Below are 16,374 nucleotides of genomic sequence, written 5' to 3'. Positions count from 1 at the left end.
GGCCGATCCGCCCGCGCATACTCGCCTGGCTACGGGGATAGGAAGTCGCCCGGCCAACCCGTACAGAAACCGGGACCCGTCGGAACCGCTCAGCGGCGGGCGTCGCCCGGCGCGAGCAGACTTGTGAGCTCGGAGATCGCCTCCGGAGAGGGCTTGAAGTAGCGGCGCACGTTCTCCGGCTTCTTGTGCCGGGACTTGGCCATCAGCATCAGCAGGTTCGCCCCGGCCTCGCTCAGGTGGGTCAGAGAGGAGTGGCGGTACTCGTACAGGTCCCACCCGCTACCGGGCCCGCGTACGGCGGTGTGCTGGTCCAGCAGGGCACGGGCCTGCCCGTAGGACAGTCGGGCGAGGCCGGTGTCCGGGCACGCGTCGCGCGGGCTGACGACCTTTCCCGGGCCGGGCTTGCGGTGGGTGACGAACACCGGCCCCCTCGTACGTCCCTTGAGTAGGCGGGGTAGGAGCCGGGCAGTGCCAGCGTCCCAGTAGACCGTCTCCAGTACGAAGTCCTCGCGAGCCTCGCCCCGGCGGCGGGACTTGGTCCGCGCACCCTTCGCCTTGACCGAGCAGCGGCGACCAGCGAAGTCCAGGTCCTCGATGTTGACGCCCAGGATCTCCTCCGCCCGCCCTGCGGTCTCGTAGAGCATCCGCACAGCGTCTTCTCCCGCAGGTACACCTCCCGGCGGGAGACCAGCCGGTCAACAGCCATCTTCGAGCGGGCCGGGGTCTGAGAGTCCGGCACCGCCAGCCGCTTCGCCCATGCCGGGACCGCCGGCCCCTCGTAGCCGCGTTCACCGCACCAGCCGAGCCAGGACAGCACCGATGTCGGACGCGTGTTCCAGGTGTTCACCGCGGAGGTGCCCCAGAGCAGTTCGAGGGCTTCGCCGATCTCGTCGTTCGCGACCAACGCCAGCGGCCGGCCCTCGCCGAGCCGCTCGGCGGTCTTGCCCACCCCGATCCCATAGTTCCGGACCGTGTTCGGATTGCCGAGCGAGTCGAGGAAGACGTCGGCCGCCGCCCGGACGGTCAGCGCCTTTCCTGTTGGCAGCTGTACGACGGTGGGCACCATTTCCCCTTGCCGCAGATAACAGGGCCGCTTCACGTAGCGGCCGGAGAACGTCACCGCAGGTGACGGATCAAGCTACCGCAGATATTGGGGTGTTATCTGTAGGAAGACTTCAGATCGCGTTCGCTACCGATGCTCCGTCAGCCGCCCACCAGGGGCAACGAGGGATTAGCGCACGATCCGACATGGATGTTCCTCAGATCCGGAGTCTTACCGGCGGCGGCATGCGAAGCATGGTCGGTGCTATCCGGGACGACTTTTTGCGAGAACGCGAAACCGGGTAGGCGGTGTCCGCCGATGCGCCTACCTTTTGGTCATGGACCACAGCTGGCAGACCAACGTGGACGGCCGCCGCGAATGCGAGGTCGGACACCGTCAATCCATCGGAGGTGCACCGTGGACAAGCACAAGCCCGGCGAGGGCGGCGACAACCTTCCGGGTCAGCCGTGGACTCCTCCGACCGACCCGCCGTCGCCGGATGGCGGCTCGCCCGAAGGAGACGGAGAGCACCGCAAGTGACCACGGAACATGATCAGGTGGACCGCGTCAGCCCCCGCGAGGAGCTGGTGCGGTTCCTCCTCGACTCCGGTGCGCTGACCGGCGATTGGGCCGCTGCGTTCGATGCGGCCCCGCGCGCTGCCTTCCTGCCTGACCTCATGTGGCCCTACGACATGGACACCGGGGCCAGCCGCTCAGTGGACCGCAGCGCGGACCTGGCGGGATGGGAGCGGGAGGCGTACGCCAACGTCCCGGTCACGATCCAGTGGGACGACGGGCACCACACCGGCCCCGCCCCGGGACGGGTGCCGACAAGCTCGGCGAGCATGCCGTCCGTCGTCAGCCGCATGCTGGCCGACCTTGACGTGTTCCCGGATGCCCACGTGCTCGAAGTCGGCACCGGAACCGGTTGGAACGCCGGACTGCTGTCCGCCCGGCTGGACTGGCGGCGCTTCGGCAGCCACGTCGGGACCTACCCCGGGGACGCAGCAGAGGAGGCTGTGTCGGTGACCCTGGCGGACCTGGGCGAGGGTCGGCGGTTCCACGGCGCGAAGTTCGTGATGGGGCTGTGCGTGCCGGACTGCGCCCATGTGCTGAACACCGACAGGGGTGAGTCAACGCTCTGGTTCTTCGACATGGCCGAGGGTTCGCGCTCGTGGGCGTCGGTCGTCTTCCGGGCGGGAGAGGCCAAGGCCACGGTCCACCAGTCTGGCCCGCGCAGGCTGTGGGACGAGGTGTCCCGGGCGCTGGAGTGGTGGCGAGGGCTGGGCTCCCCGCAGGTGGATTCCTTCGGGCTCACCGTGACCCCGGAGGGCGCACACCGGCCGTGGCTGGCCGACCCCTCACGCCCCGTCCCTTCCTTCGCGGCCGAGTAGACCGCCCCGGCCGTCCGCTGTCCCGGTGACCGGTGGCCGGGGCACCGAGGATCGGAAGCTCCGCGCTGTTCAGCCGGACGGCGCACCCGTACTCAGGCACCGTGACGTACGAGTCGGGGCTGGTGCGGCCGGGCCGGCTGGGCTGACCGCCACCGAGCCTCCGCCGTGCCTGGTCCTCCCGCGTGCCCGGTGCTCCGGGGCGGGCCTGGCCCGCGTGCCCGGGCTTTGCGTGCTTGGGGGTCATGTCATGAGAAAACGGGCGGTGTATGCGGGAGCGCTCCCATGAAGGCGGATATTCAGCCCCTCCTAGGGATTACATGAACGCGACATGCCAGGCTACGCTCAGCCCCGGCATCGCGGGAGCGCTCCCACGATTTCCGGTGATGCCGCCCCTGGATCTCTCCCACCCCGAGAGCGCGGAGGACCCCTGTGACCACCCCCACCAGCGACCGGCTCGCCGCCGCGGCGCCCAGCGGACCGCCCCCGGTCCGCAGAGCACGCCGCGGCCGCACGGCCGCACTCGCGCTGGCCGCCGGCGCCGCAGCCGGCGCCATGCTGCTGTCCACCCAGACCAGTGCCGACGCTGCGGTGCAGGGCAGCCTGCCCAGCGGCACCCAGTTCTACAAGGACCCGACTTCGCAGGTCGTCAAGTGGGCCGCCGCCAACCCCGGCGACTCCCGGCAGCCGGTGATCTCCAAGCGGATCGCCAGCCAGGCGCAGGGCATCTGGTTCTCGTCCTACCGCCCGGACACCGTCACCTCCGACGTCAGCCGGGTCACCTCGGCTGCCGCCGCTGCCGGTCAGGTGCCGGTGCTGGTGGCGTACGCGATCCCCAACCGGGATTGCGGCGGCGCCTCTGCCGGAGGCGCCCCCAACCTGTCCGCGTACGACACCTGGGTACGCAACTTCGCGGCCGGGCTCGGCAAGGGGCAGTCGATCGTCCTGCTGGAGCCGGACTCGATCGCGCTCACCACCTGCCTCTCCGCGCAGGAGCAGTCCGACCGCTTCGCCTCGCTCTCCCGGGCCGGCGCCGCCATCCACTCCGCCGCCCCGAACGCCAAGGTCTATCTGGACGGCGGCCACTCCACCTGGAACAGCGCCTCGGAGCAGGCCGCACGGCTGCGCAACGCAGGGGTGCTGACCAACTCCGACGGCTTCTACACCAATGTCTCCAACTTCAACACCACCTCCAGCGAGGTGAGTTACGACAAGGCGATCCTCTCCGCGCTGGGCAACCCGTCCAACCTGCACGCCGTGGTGGACACCAGCCGGAACGGCAACGGTCCTGCGGGCGGCGGCGCCTGGTGCGACCCGTCCGGGCGCAAGATCGGCAACTACCCGACCGCCGCCACCGGGGACGCGGCGATCGACGCCTTCCTCTGGGTGAAGCCCCCGGGTGAGTCGGACGGCTGCGCGGGCTCCGCCGGCACCTTCCTGCCCGATGTGGCGTACGCGCTGGCCGCCAATGCGGCGGACCCGCCGTCCCAGCCGACCACCCCGCCGACCAACCCCCCGACCACTCCGCCCACGACGCCGCCGACCACACCCCCGACCACTCCGCCGACGACCCCGCCCACGACGCCGCCGACCACTCCGCCCGGCAACGCCGCGTGCTCCGTCTCCTACAAGCCCAACTCCTGGAGCGGCGGCTTCACCGTCGACGTCACGGTGAAGAACACGGGCAGCGCTGCGGTCAACGGCTGGACGCTGAAGTGGACCTACCCCGGCGACCAGAAGATCACCAGCGCCTGGAACGCCAAGGTCACCCAGTCCGGTGCCTCGGTGACCGCCACCGACCTTGGCTACAACGGCAGCCTCCCCGCAGGTGCCTCCACCGCCTTCGGGTTCCAGGGCACCTACAACTCGTCCAATGCCACCCCGACCGCCTTCACCCTCAACGGCGCGACGTGCAGCCTCTTCTGACGCACTGATCGCCCCTCGGCGTGCCGCCGACCGGAGTCCGGGCCGGTCGGCGGCACCTTTTCCGTCTCAGTGCCCGGAGGCCGGTGCGGCCTGCGCCCCGGCGCGGCTGCGGGTGCCGCCGGCGGCGAGGAACCGGGCGACCGGCAGGGTGGCCGCGCCCCGGGTGACCGCGTCGGGGCCGAGGTCGCCGAGGGTGATCCGGGTCTGCGAGAACGGGTGGTGCAGCGCGTACTCGCGGGCCGTCTCCCGGATGCGCGGCAGCAGCGCGCTGCCCAGCATCAGGCCCGCCCAGCCGCCGATCACGATCCGCTCGGGGTTGAAGAGGTTGATCAGGTTGGCGACCCCGGCGCCGATGTGCACCGCCGTGTCGTCCAGCACCTCGCGGGCGGCGGCCGAGTCGGTCCGGGCCAGCAGCGCGGCCAGCGCCGACTCCTCGTCCGCCGCGTCCCGTACGGCGGGGTCGTCGGCGATCTCCAGAAAGCGGGCGATCACCGACTCGGCGCCGATGTACGCCTCCAGGCACCCGCGCGACCCGCAGCGGCAGCGGCGGCCGTCCACCCGTACGGTGGTGTGCCCCCACTCCCCGGCGCTGCTGGTCGATCCCCGGTACGGGGACCCCGCGGTGACCACCGAGGCGCCGACACCCGAGCCGATCAGCGTGACCACGGTGTTCCGCGTGCCGCGCCCGGCGCCGAACCACATCTCGGCCTGGCCCATGGTCACCGCGCCGTTGTCGATGAAGATCGGCAGGTCGGTGAACTCGTGCAGCAGCCGCTCCAGCGGCACCCCGTCCCACCCGTTGGTCTGCCCGTGCACCACGGCGTCGGGGGAGTGCTGCACCACGCCGGGGACACCGATGCCGATGCCCAGCAGCGCCGGTCCGTCCGGAGCGGCGGCCCCGGTCACCGCCTCCAGCCCGGCCCGGATGCGGGTGACCACCTCGGGCGCGGTGAAGCCGCCCGCGTCCAGCGGCAGGTCGGTCCCGGCCTGCCGCTCCAGGTCGAGGTCGAAGAGCTCGACCCGCACCCGGGTCTCGCCCACGTCCACGCCCACCACATGCAGCGCCGAGGAGTTGACCCGCAGCAGGATGCGGGGCCGGCCGCCCTCGGACTCCAGGGCGCCCGCCTCCACCACCAGCCCGTCGTCGACCAGGTCGGCGACCACATTGCTCACCGAGGCGGCGCTGAGGCTGGTGGTGTGGATCAGGTCCTGGCGGCTGAGCGGTCCTCCGAAGTAGAGCCGCCGGAGCAGCAGCGACCGGTTGGACCGGCGCAGGTCGCGGACCGTCTGCAGGGTTCGCTCCGGCATCTGCTCTCTCCCTCGTCTTTCTGCTGACCCTGTCATGTCCACGGAATTACTCCTGTCGAAACCCTTGACGCAGCTTAACCGCATGAGTTGAATCACGCCCTGAAATAAGTCGGAAGCGGGGTGCGGCGTCGCTTTCGGACAACCCCTCACCAGCTGCCCACCCGTCGAACCACCGAGAGGCGGACCCACCCATGCCCTCCACCCGTACGGCCGGCCACCGCCGGCCGCCCTGGCGCGGCCCGGTCGCCGCGGCCCTCACCGGGCTGCTCGCCACGGCCGGACTGCTGACCGCCGCCCCGGCGCACGCCGCCAACGAGACCGTCAACGTCTGGCTGACCACCACCGACGACGCCGCAGGCCGCCATGTGACCCGGGGCCTCCAGCAGCAGTCCCCGGTCGCCTTCGCGGCCGGCACCGGCGGCTCGGGCGTCAATGTCACCGTCGACCAGAACACCCGGTACCAGCAGTTCACCGGCGGCGGCGCCTCCTTCACCGACACCGCCGCCTGGCTGCTGAACTCCAGCGGCGCCCTCTCCGCCGCCACCCGCACCGATGTGATGAAGAAGCTCTTCGACCCCGGCACCGGCATCGGGCTCTCCTTCCTCCGCAACCCCATGGGCGCCTCCGACCTCGCCCGCACCGGCTACACCTACGACGACGTCCCCGCCGGGCAGAGCGACCCCAACCTGAACAGCTTCTCCATCGCCCACGACCTCGCCGACGTGCTGCCCCTCACCAAGCAGGCCCGGCAGCTCAACCCCGGGCTCACCGTGATGGCCAGCCCGTGGACCGCCCCGGCCTGGATGAAGGACAGCGGCAGCCTCAACGGCGGCTGGCTCAAGGCCGAGGACTACGGCGCCTACGCCCAGTACTTCGTCAAGTACCTCCAGGCGTACCAGGCCCAGGGCGTGCCGGTGAACTATGTGACCGTGCAGAACGAGCCCACCTGCTGCTCCGGCTACCCCTCCATGAGCTGGAACGGCTCCGGCCTCAACTACTTCACCAAGACCAATCTGCTGCCCGCGCTGCACGGCGCCGGGCTCCCCACCAAGGTCCTGGCTCTGGACTGGAACTGGGACCTGTGGTCCGGGTACGGCGCCCCGGTCGTCGACGACGCGGCCATCCGCAATGACTCGCTCTTCGGCGGTATCGCCTGGCACGGCTACGGCGGCGACGTCAGCCAGCAGACCACCGTGCACAACCAGTACCCGTCGGTGGACGCCTTCGACACCGAGCACTCCGGTGGCACCTGGATCGCCGACCAGCAGCGGGAGGACATGCGCAACATCATCGACTACACCCGCAACTGGGGGAAGTCGGTGACCAAGTGGAGCCTGGCCGTCGACCAGAACATGGGCCCGCACTACGGCGGCTGCGGCACCTGCACCGGCCTGGTCACGGTCCACAACGGCGACAGCCGCAGCGGGCAGGTGGACTACACGGTCGAGTACTACACCATGGGGCACCTCACCAAGTTCGTGCAGCCCGGCGCGTACCGGATCGCCTCCACCGCCAGCGGCACCGTCCCCAATGTCGCCTGGCTCAACCCGGACGGCTCCAAGGCCCTGGTGGCCTGGAACGACTCCGGTTCCACCCAGACCCTGCGGGTCAACTGGGGCGGCCAGTCCTTCGCCTACACCCTGCCCGCCAGGACCTCCGCCACCTTCACCTGGAACGGCGGCCAGTCCGGCGGCGGTGCGCCCACCGGTGCGATCACCGGACTGGGCGGCAAGTGCGCGGACGTCGCCGCCGCCAGCAGCGCCAATGGCACCCAGGTCCAGCTCTACGACTGCAACGGCACCACGGCGCAGCAGTGGACCATGGCCGCCGACGGGACGGTCCGCGCGCTCGGCAAGTGCCTGGACGTGGCCTCCGGCTCCACCGCCGACGGCGCCAAGGTGCAGCTGTACGACTGCAACGGCACCACCGCCCAGCAGTGGAGCTACACCTCCGGGCGTGACCTGGTGAACCCCAAGGCCAACAAGTGCCTCGACGTCACCGGCAACACCTCCGCCAACAGCACCCCGCTCCAGATCTGGACCTGCACCGGCGCCGCCAACCAGAAGTGGACCGTCCCCACCGGCTGACCGGCTGACCGGCTGACTGGTCGAACGGGCCCCGGTGGCAGGCAGTGAGCCGGCCGCCGGGGCCTCGCCGGGTCGGCAGAGGAAGGTCGACCGGGCCCTCCGCCGGGCGGGGGAGGGCCGGGGAGTAACCTCACGCCTCAAGCAGGTGATCGACTACGTGGCCGGCCCCGTCCCCGTGTCGGCGACCGGCGGGACCCTCAGTCGCCGGCCGCACGAGCGGGAGCCCGACGGTGCCCGCGCCACCGCGACCGAGACCCCGACGCACGCCGGCAACGGAGCCGACCCGGAAGAAGGCCCCTCGCGATGACCGACCCCACCACCCCCGCCCCCCTCGTCCGCTACACGGTCGAGGACGCGGTCGCCACCCTCACCCTGGACTCCCCGCACAACCGCAACGCCCTCTCCACCCGGCTGATGGCCGAACTGGGGCAGGGGCTCGCCGAGGCGGCCGAGGACCCGGCCGTCCGCGCCGTGGTGCTCACCCACACCGGCAAGGTCTTCTGCGCCGGCGCCGACCTCTCCGAGGCCGCCTCCGGCGATTTCACCACAGGCCCGCGACGGCTGCTGGAGCTGCTGCGCGCCGTGGTGGAGTGCCCCAAGCCGGTCGTCGCCCGCGCCGACGGGCATGTCCGGGCGGGCGGGCTGGGCCTGCTCGGCGTCTGCGACATCGCCGTCGCCGGACCGGCGGCCACCTTCGCCTTCACCGAGGTACGGCTCGGCCTGGCCCCGTCCGTGATCTCGGTGCCGCTGCGGCCCCGGCTGGACTCGCGCGCCGCCTCCCGCTACTACCTCACCGGCGAGACCTTCGACGCCGCCGAGGCCGTCCGGATGGGCCTGCTCACCCTCGCCGCCGAGGACACCGGCGCCGCCCTGGAGCCCATCCTGGCCGCGCTGCGGCAGGCGTCCCCGCAGGGCCTGGCCGAGTCCAAGCGGCTGGTTGCCACCGATCTGCTGCGCTCCTTCGACCAGGACGGGGAGGACCGGGTCGCCCAGTCCGCGCTGCTCTTCGGCAGCGAGGAGGCCAGGGAGGGCATGTCCGCCTTCCTGGAGCGCCGCCCGCCCTCCTGGGCACGCTGACCCCTCGGGCGGGGGTGTGACGTTGCTCCCGTCCCCGATCATGGCCGCCCGGCGGCGGCTACCGTGGGCGCATGCCCTTCCCGCACTCGCTGCTCTCCGCTGCCCGGGCCCGCCGCCGACGCGCCGTCGGCCGACTGGTGCACCGCGGCTGGCGCTGGGTGCAGGAACGCGGGGCGGTGTCGCCGGAGAGCCCGGGGCCGTACCGCTTCGGAAGCCTGGGGGACGGTACCCGGCTGGCGTTCCCGCTGGGCACCGTCTTCAACGAGCGGTGGATCCACCTGGGGCCGTTCTGCATCGTGGGCGAGCAGGTCACCCTGTCGGCGGGCTTTCTGCCCGGCCTCGACCTGGGGCCCGAGCCGATCGTGCGGATCGGCGGCGGCTGTGTGATCGGCCGGGAGAGCCACATCGTGGGCCACCAGTCGATCGTGCTCGGTGACGACGTCTGGACCGGCCCCGGGGTGTACATCACCGACCAGGGCCACGAGTACCGGGACCCGGGGCTGCCGATCGGCAAGCAGTGGCCGCGCAACGAGCCGGTGGAGATCGGCTCCGGCAGCTGGATCGGCACCGGCGCGGTGATCCTGCCGGGCGCCCGGCTCGGCCGCAATGTGGTGGTGGCGGCGGGCGCCGTGGTCCGGGGCGAGGTGCCCGACCACAGCGTGGTCGCGGGGGCTCCGGCCAAGGTGGTCCGCCGCTGGACGCCGGAGGCCGGCTGGGAGCCGCCGATCCGTACGGCGGCGCCCCGGCCGGTGCCGGACGGTGTCACGGCGGAGCAGTTGCGGGCCCTGGTCGGCTGGGATCTGCACCTGCCCGGGCCGGTGGACGGCGGCCCGGGCGCGGGGGCGGCCGACCCGTCCGCCGCTTCGTGACTCTGGACTGATCTGACGGACTGGTTCCCAGGGCGGTCCGGTGCCGGGTACCGGAGTCCGGTCGGGAGTCGCCGATCCGTACGGCGGTGCCTCGGGGTCGGCCGGTCCGTCCGCTGCCCCGTCAACTGCCCGGGTGCGCGGCGGGCCTGCGGTCCGTACTGACGGCGATGGCCGCAGCGACGGCGGCCAGCGCGGCGACGGTGGTGAGCGCGAGGGGCAGCCCGAAGGCGTTGGCGAGGAAGCCGATCACCGGCGGCCCGATCAGCATGCCGCCGTACCCGAGGGTGGAGGCGGTGGCCACGCCCTGCGGCCCGGCCAGCGTCCCGGCGCGGGCGATGGCCAGCGGGAAGGTGTTGGCCAGGCCGAGGCCCACCAGGACGAAGCCGCCCAGCACCAGCGGCACCGAGGGCGCCAGCGCCGCCGTCAGCATGCCCGCGCAGGCCAGCAGTCCGCCGCCGGCCATCACCCGGGTCGGCCCCAGCCGCATGGAGAGCCAGGTGCCGGTCAGCCGACCGGTCGTCATGGCGAAGGCGTAGGCGGCATAGCCCGCCGCCGCCAGTCCGGCGCCGGTGTGCAGGTCGTCGGTGAGGTGGAGGGTCGCCCAGTCGGCGAGTGCGCCCTCGCCGTACGAGGTGCAGAGCGCGGTGAGCCCGAGCAGTACCACCAGCAGGCCCACCCGGCGGCCCCGGTCGCCGCCGCGCGGGGCGGCGGGGCGTGCGCCCTGTGCGTCCTGCGGCTGCGGGCGGCCCGGTGCGGGGGAGCGCAGCAGGACGGTTCCGGCGGTCGCCGTGACCGCCAGCCCGACGAGGGCGATCAGGCCCAGGTGCCAGGCGGGGGTCAGCCGGGAGGCCAGCAGTCCGCCGAGTCCGGCGCCGCAGAGCCCGCCCAGGCTGTAGGCGGCGTGGAAGGTCGGCATGATGGGGCGTCGGAGGGCGGCGCCGACCTCGACGGCGGCGCTGTTCATGGCCACGTTCAGCGCCCCGTACCCCGCGCCGAAGAGCAGCAGCGCCGCGCCGAGGGTGGCCACCGAGTGGGCGTGGGCGGGCAGCGCGACGACGAGGCTGAGCAGCAGCGCGGAGGCCACCGTCACCGGGCGGGTGCCATGGCGCACGCAGAGCCTGCCCACGACGGCCATGGTGGCGACCGCGCCGGCCGAGATGCAGAGCAGGGCGAGTCCCAGGGCGCCGGGGGAGGCGTGTACCTGCTCCTTGATGGCGGGCACCCGCACCACCCAGCCGGCGAAGACAAAGCCGTCGGCGGTGAAGAAGGCGGTCAGGGCCAATCGCAGCGGGGACCACGCGGACGGCAGGGGGTCGCCGGGTGACGGCCGGTCAGCGGGCCGGTTGCGGCGTCGGAAGGTGCGCCGCAGCGGGTCGAGGTCGGAGCTGACGGGTATTTTGTTGAGTCGCGGCACAAATGCAGAATAGAGGGGTGCCGCACACCACGACAAGCCCCGCGCCGCCCACCCGCCCGGGCCGACCGGCGGGTCGGCCCGCCCTGGACCGGGGCCGCACCGTACTCGGGCCCGCGCTCGCCCTGATCCACACCGGGCAGGCCCCCACCCGCTCCGCGCTCACCGGGGCGCTCGCCGTCACCCGCGCCACCGCCGGGGCGGTCGCCGCCGAACTGGAGGCGCTCGGCCTGGTCGCGGTCGACTCCCGGCCCGCCGGGGGCAGCCGGGGCCGCCCTTCCCACCGGCTGGCGGTTGCGCCCGGCGGGCCGGTGGTGCTCGCCGCGCAGATCCACGCCGACGGCTTGAGCGTCGCCCTGGCCGGGCTCGGCGGCGCCCTCGGCGAGCCCGCCGACCTCCCGCTGCCGAGCCCCGGCGACCCCGAGCGGGTACTCCGCGCGGTCGCCGAGGCGGGCGCCCGGCTGATCGCCGCCAGCCCCCGGCGCTGCCTGGGCGCCGCCCTCGCCGTGCCCACGCCGGTCACCGAGCCGGACGGCACCGCACTCGCCGCCGTCTACCTGGACTGGCCGAGCGGAACCCCCGTGGCCGACCTCTTCGCCGCCCGTATCGCCGAAGCCGTCCCCGGCCCCCCGCTGCCCACCGCCGTCGCCAACGACGCCAACCTCGCCGCCCTCGCCGAGCACCGGCACGGCGCCGGACGCGACGCCCGCCACCTGCTGTACGTCACCTCCGGCCACCGGGGCGTCGGCGGTGCCCTGGTCGTCGGCGGCCGACTGCACACCGGAAGCGCCGGACTCGCCCTGGAGGTGGGCCAGTTGACGGTCGACCCGCAGGGCCGCCGCTGCCCCTGCGGCCGGCGCGGCTGCCTGGACGTGGAGACCGACCCGGCCGCCCTGCTGGCCGCCGCCGGAATCGTCCCGGACCCCGTCGAACCGCTGCTGGACCAGGCCCGAGCCGTCACCCGCGCGGCCGCCCACGACCCGGTCGCCCGCGCCGCCGTGGACCAGGTGGTGGACCGGCTGGGCCTCGGCATCGCGGGGCTGGTCAACATCCTCAACCCGGACCGCATCGTGCTCGGCGGCATCCACCTCGACCTGCTCGCCGCCGCTCCCGAGCGGCTGCCCGGCGTCGTCGCCGAGCGGTGCCTCTGGGGCCGCAGCGCCGGTGTCCCGCTGCTGCCCGCCGCCCTTGGCCGCCCGGACCTCACCGGCGCCGCCGAACTTGCCTGGCAGCCCTACCTCGACGACCCCCTGGCGGTCGCCGGGCCCTGAGCCGGGCCCTGAGCCGGGCCGCCGCTCAGGCCGAGAGCGCCGGGCCGTCGTAGTCGACGTCCTCCGCGCAGGCGGCGGCCAGCGTGTCCAGGGAGAGGTCCAGCGCGGCGGCCAGGGCCGCCACCGTGAAGAAGGCCGGGGTGGGCGCCCGGCCGGTCTCGATCTTGCGCAGCGTCTCGGCCGACACCCCCGCCGCCGCGGCCACCTCCACCATGGACCGCTCGCCGCGCGCCTGCCGCAGCAGGGCGCCGAACCGCTCGCCGCGCTGCCGTTCCTGCGGAGTCAAAGGCGTTCTCACCATGACCGTGATACTAATGCCGGTATAAGAATTGGTTCACTCGACACGACGGGAGTCGCGGACATGGTGGAGATCAAGACGGACACGGCCCTTCAGGCGATGCGTGAGGCCGGTCGGGTCGTGGCGCAGGCGCTCGCGGCGGTCCGCGAGGCGGCGGCCGTGGGGGTCAGCCTCCGGGAGCTGGACGAGTGCGCCCGTACGGTCCTGGCGGAGGCCGGGGCACGCTCACCGTTCCTCGGCTACCGGCCCGCCTTCGCCCCCACCCCCTTCCCGGCGGTGATCTGCGCCTCCGTCAACGATGCCGTGGTGCACGGCATCCCCGACGGCTACCGGCTGCGCGACGGCGACCTGGTCAGCATCGACTGCGGCGCGGAACTCGACGGCTGGACCGGCGACGCCGCCGTCTCCTTCACCGTCGGCACCCCCCGCCCCGCCGATCTGGAGCTCATCCAGGCCACCCAGCGGGCCCTGGACGCGGGCATCGCCGCCGCGACCGCCGGCAACCGCATCGGCGACATCTCCCATGCCGTCGGCACCGTCGCCCGCTCCGCCGGCTTCGGCCAGCTCTCCGACTTCGGCGGCCATGGCATCGGCCGCCGCATGCACGAGGACCCCCACATCCCCAACACCGGCCGCCCCGGCCGAGGGCTGCACCTGCGCCCCGGCCTCGCCCTGGCCATCGAGCCGATGCTGCTGGCCGGCGGCCTGGACGACTACCGTACGGACCCCGACGGCTGGACCCTGCGCACCGCCGACGGCAGCCGGGCCGCCCACATCGAGCACACCATCGCCGTCACCGAGGAGGGCCCGCGCATCCTCACCCTGCTCTGACCGGCCCGCCCCGCCCCGACCCGGCCGGCCGCCCGCCGCCCGCCGGGCAGCGGACGGCTCACTCGAAGAGGCGGGTCCAGGTGTCCGGGCCCGGGTAGCCGTCGGCCTCGGTGCCGCGCCAGCCCTGGGCGCGCTGGAAGTCCTGGACGTTCAGCCGGTCGGCCTCCGTCCAGATCGGGTCGGGGCCGACCCGGTAGTGGCTGTCGTAGCCGCGCGTCGTCAACTGCCGCCCCAGGGCCAGCACATGGCTGCCGGAGCGGCCGGGGGCGAAGGAGTCGACGCCGGGGAAGTCCGGGGTGCGGCCGGCGCCGAGGGCGTCGCCCGGGATGTCGCGGCCCCCGCCGTTGATCAGCAGCCGCCAGGTGTGCGGGCCGGGCAACCCGTCGGCCTCGGCGTCCCGCCACCCCTGCGCCTGCTGGAACGCCTGGGTGGCAGCGCGGTCGGCGTCACCCCACTCCGGGCCGGGCCCCTCGGTGTAGAACCGGCCGCCGCCACGCCCCACCAGCATCGAGCCGAGCAGCGTCACCGAGGAGTTGCTGGCGCCCGGCCCGAAGGACTCGGCGCCGGGGAAGGGCAGCTCGGAGATGCCCGACGCCAGGTTGCGGTAGCGGTAGGCCCGGTACTCCGTGCCATGCGTGAAGTACCCGTACGGGATGGTGCGCCGCAAGGTGTGCGGCCGGGACTGCTCATAGCCGACGTAGGAGGTGTGCGACCGGTCGGCCCAGTGGTCGAAGAGGACGACATGCGAGCCCCGCTCCGGGTCGGCCGGGTTGTGGAAGAGCAGGATGTCGCCCGCTGCCAGGTCGTCCTTGGCGATGGGGACGGCGAAGTCCGTCAGGTTGCCGGTCCAGGCGCTGCCGTCGAGCCCCCAGGCCATGGAGATGAAACCCGAGCAGTCGGTGCGGTAGCCGTCGCGGAAGTGGGACCGGCTGTAGGGGACGCGGGAGTTCAGCCAGCGGGCCGCCCGGGAGACGATCTCCGCGCGGGTGAGCTCCGTCAGGACCGGCGGCCCCGCGTCGTCCCCGCGCATCGTCCAGGCCGCAGTCGACCGCAGGCCGGCGGAGCCCGGGAGGTCGGTGGGCAGATCGCTGGGGCCGGGCAGGTCGGTGGGGCCGGGCAGATCGGCGAAGGTGGTGGACGGCGGTGTGCTGCTCTGGGCGGCGTGCGCCACGCCCGTCCCGGCCAGCACCGTACCGGCGGCGACGGTCACCACCGGACGCAGCTGCGCCCGCCCGTGCGCCCGGCCGTCGCCGAGACCTGCCCGGCGCAGCCGGCGCACATTGCGGGCGAGCCGCACCGCGCTGCATGCGGGGCACTGGCAGCCCTCTGCTGACGGAACGTCATAGAACATCGGTGTCGACATGGCGCCTCCCTGATCCGGGAGGTTTACTCTAGTCAGATTGTGGACAATTAGTACTATTTGTGCGGGTGTGTCGCGTCCAGCTCGGTCAGTTCCCCGTCGAGCAGCCCCAGCGCATAGCGCCGGAAGCCCTCGTGCTCCTCGCCCGTGAAGCCGCGGGTCGCGCCCTCGGTCACCAGGATGAGGTCCAGGTAGATCCGGTACAGGGCCAGCCGCCTCCGGGCCGCGCCGTCGAGCCTCAGCGGTGCGCCGGCCGCCTCGGCGTAGCCCTCCAGCAGGCCGGGGGAGTCCTCCGGGTCGCAGAAGAGGGCGAGCGAGACCAGCTCGGCCAGCGGATCGCCGTAGAAGGCGCGTTCGCCGTCGATGATGCCCTCAAGCCGCCACGATCCGTCGCCGTCCGGCAGCACGAACGCATTGCCGTCCCAGAGGTCGAAGTGGACCAGGGCGGGCCGGGTGACCTCGTCCAGCGCGTCGGCGTGGCGGTGGATCACGGACCGGATGCGGTCCGGCGGCGCGGGCAGTTCGGTCCCCAACTCGGCGGCGTCGGCGAGGATGTCGTCGACGATGGCCAGGAACGAACCGCGCCAGGTTGCCGACCGGGTGTGCCCGTCGCGGCGGATGTAGCCGAAGGCCGGGCCGGTCACGGAGTGCAGCCGGGCGGTGGCCCCGCCCAGTTGGCGGCGGACGTCGGCCAGGGCGGCCGGGTCCAGGGTGTCGCGGACCTTCTCCAGCGGGGTGCCGCGCAGCCGCTCCAGCACCAGGAACCCCTGGTCGAGGTCGGCGTACAGCAGATCCGGCAGCGGCACCCCCGCCTCCGCCCCCCGGCTGTAGACGTGCGCCTCGGCGTGCAGCAGATCGGCCTCGTAGCGCAGCAGCTTGAGGCCGGACGGGGGAGCCACCTTGAGGATGCAGTCGCGGCCGTCCGCCAGTGTCACCGCGTACACGGCGTTGAAGCAGCCGTCGGTGCACTCGGAGTGTTCGGCGAGGAGCGCCTGCGGCCCCAGTGCCTGGTGCAGCCACGTCTGCAACTGCTCCACGGGCGGTCGGCGCTTGGTCAGGCTCTCCATGGTCGTCCCCTCCGGCGGTCCGCGCCCCGGGTGGGCGCCGGACAGCCAGGAGGGTAGCGGAATCCGGGTGAGAGCGCTCTCAGAAATTGGGCAGCAGGGTGCGCGACGAGCGCGCGGGGGGCTGCTCAGGACGGTGGCGCGGCCACGGCGGGCCGGGTGAGCAGTCGCCGCCGAAGCCGGGCGCCGACGGCGGTTCGGCGCCGCCGTCCCTCCGTGCCGCGTCCAGGGCCCGGGCGGGCCGCCGGGCCCAGGCTCGCCAGCCGGTCGGCCTCGTGGCCCGGGATGCGGGGCGGGGCACCGGCTCCGTTGTCGGAGACGGGCAGCTTCTCGGCGACGGCGGCCAGCAGCAGGGTGAGATCGCTCATTGTGGGGTTCCTTTCCGGGAGTCTTCCTTTGACTCCAAGGTTGGCACCCCGTTGTGACGGGTGTTTTGCAG

At 73.2% G+C, this 16,374-nt stretch carries 13 protein-coding genes and 1 pseudogene; 7 read left to right on the top strand and 7 right to left on the bottom strand.

Annotation, left to right across the window (positions count from 1 at the left end; translation table 11 throughout):
* Positions 1-89 precede the first annotated feature (89 nt).
* Positions 90-1,066, bottom strand: a pseudogene (locus C7M71_RS31385) (tyrosine-type recombinase/integrase).
* Between the two features lie 512 nt (positions 1,067-1,578).
* Between C7M71_RS31385 and C7M71_RS03595 the strand changes: the two are divergent.
* Positions 1,579-2,436, top strand: coding sequence for a methyltransferase domain-containing protein (locus tag C7M71_RS03595; protein WP_229758518.1), 858 nt, complete (start codon positions 1,579-1,581; stop codon positions 2,434-2,436).
* Between the two features lie 429 nt (positions 2,437-2,865).
* On the top strand, positions 2,866-4,359 hold the full coding sequence (locus tag C7M71_RS03590; protein ID WP_229758517.1) for a glycoside hydrolase family 6 protein: 1,494 nt from the start codon (positions 2,866-2,868) through the stop codon (positions 4,357-4,359).
* Between the two features lie 66 nt (positions 4,360-4,425).
* On the opposite strand, the gene C7M71_RS03585 is transcribed toward C7M71_RS03590, so the two are convergent.
* Positions 4,426-5,667 (bottom strand): ROK family protein, encoded by a 1,242-nt coding sequence (locus C7M71_RS03585; protein WP_111492500.1) that lies wholly within the window; start codon positions 5,665-5,667, stop codon positions 4,426-4,428.
* Positions 5,668-5,858: 191 nt separating this feature from the next.
* Between C7M71_RS03585 and C7M71_RS03580 the strand changes: the two genes are divergently transcribed.
* The 3 genes from C7M71_RS03580 (at position 5,859) to C7M71_RS03570 (ending at position 9,700) form a co-directional block, all read left to right on the top strand.
* Positions 5,859-7,754, top strand: coding sequence for a ricin-type beta-trefoil lectin domain protein (locus C7M71_RS03580; RefSeq protein ID WP_111492499.1), 1,896 nt, complete (start codon positions 5,859-5,861; stop codon positions 7,752-7,754).
* 303 nt (positions 7,755-8,057) lie between these two features.
* A complete protein-coding gene (locus tag C7M71_RS03575) occupies positions 8,058-8,831 on the top strand; it encodes an enoyl-CoA hydratase family protein (RefSeq protein WP_111492498.1) in 774 nt (257 codons plus the stop codon).
* A gap of 71 nt (positions 8,832-8,902) precedes the next feature.
* Positions 8,903-9,700 carry an acyltransferase gene (locus C7M71_RS03570; RefSeq protein ID WP_111492497.1) on the top strand — a complete coding sequence of 266 codons (798 nt, stop codon included), beginning with the start codon at positions 8,903-8,905 and terminating at the stop codon, positions 9,698-9,700.
* Positions 9,701-9,821: 121 nt separating this feature from the next.
* Here C7M71_RS03570 and C7M71_RS03565 read toward each other — a convergent pair whose 3' ends face one another.
* The gene (locus C7M71_RS03565; protein ID WP_407675855.1) at positions 9,822-11,114 is read right to left on the bottom strand and encodes an MFS transporter; all 1,293 of its coding nucleotides are present in this window, start codon (positions 11,112-11,114) and stop codon (positions 9,822-9,824) included.
* A gap of 17 nt (positions 11,115-11,131) precedes the next feature.
* Between C7M71_RS03565 and C7M71_RS03560 the strand changes: the two genes are divergently transcribed.
* Positions 11,132-12,382, top strand: a complete 1,251-nt coding sequence (locus C7M71_RS03560; protein ID WP_407675854.1) for an ROK family protein — start codon at positions 11,132-11,134, stop codon at positions 12,380-12,382.
* A 25-nt stretch (positions 12,383-12,407) separates the two neighbouring features.
* Here C7M71_RS03560 and C7M71_RS03555 read toward each other — a convergent pair whose 3' ends face one another.
* Entirely contained in the window at positions 12,408-12,683 is a 276-nt protein-coding gene (locus C7M71_RS03555) for a helix-turn-helix domain-containing protein (RefSeq protein WP_111492811.1), read from the bottom strand.
* 60 nt (positions 12,684-12,743) lie between these two features.
* Between C7M71_RS03555 and map the strand changes: the two genes are divergently transcribed.
* Entirely contained in the window at positions 12,744-13,511 is a 768-nt protein-coding gene (gene map, locus C7M71_RS03550; RefSeq protein ID WP_111492810.1) for a type I methionyl aminopeptidase, read from the top strand.
* Between the two features lie 58 nt (positions 13,512-13,569).
* On the opposite strand, the gene C7M71_RS03545 is transcribed toward map, so the two are convergent.
* From C7M71_RS03545 to C7M71_RS30490, 3 genes are all read right to left on the bottom strand, one after another.
* The gene (locus C7M71_RS03545; RefSeq protein WP_162824123.1) at positions 13,570-14,874 is read right to left on the bottom strand and encodes a peptidoglycan-binding protein; all 1,305 of its coding nucleotides are present in this window, start codon (positions 14,872-14,874) and stop codon (positions 13,570-13,572) included.
* A gap of 53 nt (positions 14,875-14,927) precedes the next feature.
* Positions 14,928-15,938: a phosphotransferase family protein gene (locus C7M71_RS03540; protein WP_162824122.1), complete on the bottom strand. Its 1,011-nt coding sequence runs from the start codon at positions 15,936-15,938 to the stop codon at positions 14,928-14,930.
* Between the two features lie 125 nt (positions 15,939-16,063).
* A complete protein-coding gene (locus tag C7M71_RS30490) occupies positions 16,064-16,303 on the bottom strand; it encodes a hypothetical protein (RefSeq protein WP_162824121.1) in 240 nt (79 codons plus the stop codon).
* Between the last annotated feature and the right edge of the window lie 71 nt (positions 16,304-16,374).

Source organism: Peterkaempfera bronchialis (assembly GCF_003258605.2).
In the GTDB taxonomy this organism is placed as follows: Bacteria; Actinomycetota; Actinomycetes; order Streptomycetales; family Streptomycetaceae; genus Peterkaempfera; species Peterkaempfera bronchialis.
Note: the sequence above shows the minus strand (reverse complement) of the source record. Positions and strands in the feature narration are given on the sequence as shown.

Bases quoted from the DNA above. Each gene is read 5' to 3' on its own strand.
- C7M71_RS03570 (WP_111492497.1), top strand. From the start codon at position 8,903: ATGCCCTTCCCGCACTCGCTGCTCTCCGCTGCCCGGGCCCGCCGCCGA.
- C7M71_RS03580 (WP_111492499.1), top strand. From the start codon at position 5,859: ATGCCCTCCACCCGTACGGCCGGCCACCGCCGGCCGCCCTGGCGCGGC.
- C7M71_RS03555 (WP_111492811.1), bottom strand. From the start codon at position 12,683: ATGGTGAGAACGCCTTTGACTCCGCAGGAACGGCAGCGCGGCGAGCGG.
- C7M71_RS03585 (WP_111492500.1), bottom strand. From the start codon at position 5,667: ATGCCGGAGCGAACCCTGCAGACGGTCCGCGACCTGCGCCGGTCCAAC.
- C7M71_RS03545 (WP_162824123.1), bottom strand. From the start codon at position 14,874: ATGTCGACACCGATGTTCTATGACGTTCCGTCAGCAGAGGGCTGCCAG.
- C7M71_RS03575 (WP_111492498.1), top strand. From the start codon at position 8,058: ATGACCGACCCCACCACCCCCGCCCCCCTCGTCCGCTACACGGTCGAG.
- C7M71_RS03540 (WP_162824122.1), bottom strand. From the start codon at position 15,938: ATGGAGAGCCTGACCAAGCGCCGACCGCCCGTGGAGCAGTTGCAGACG.
- map (WP_111492810.1), top strand. From the start codon at position 12,744: ATGGTGGAGATCAAGACGGACACGGCCCTTCAGGCGATGCGTGAGGCC.
- C7M71_RS30490 (WP_162824121.1), bottom strand. From the start codon at position 16,303: ATGAGCGATCTCACCCTGCTGCTGGCCGCCGTCGCCGAGAAGCTGCCC.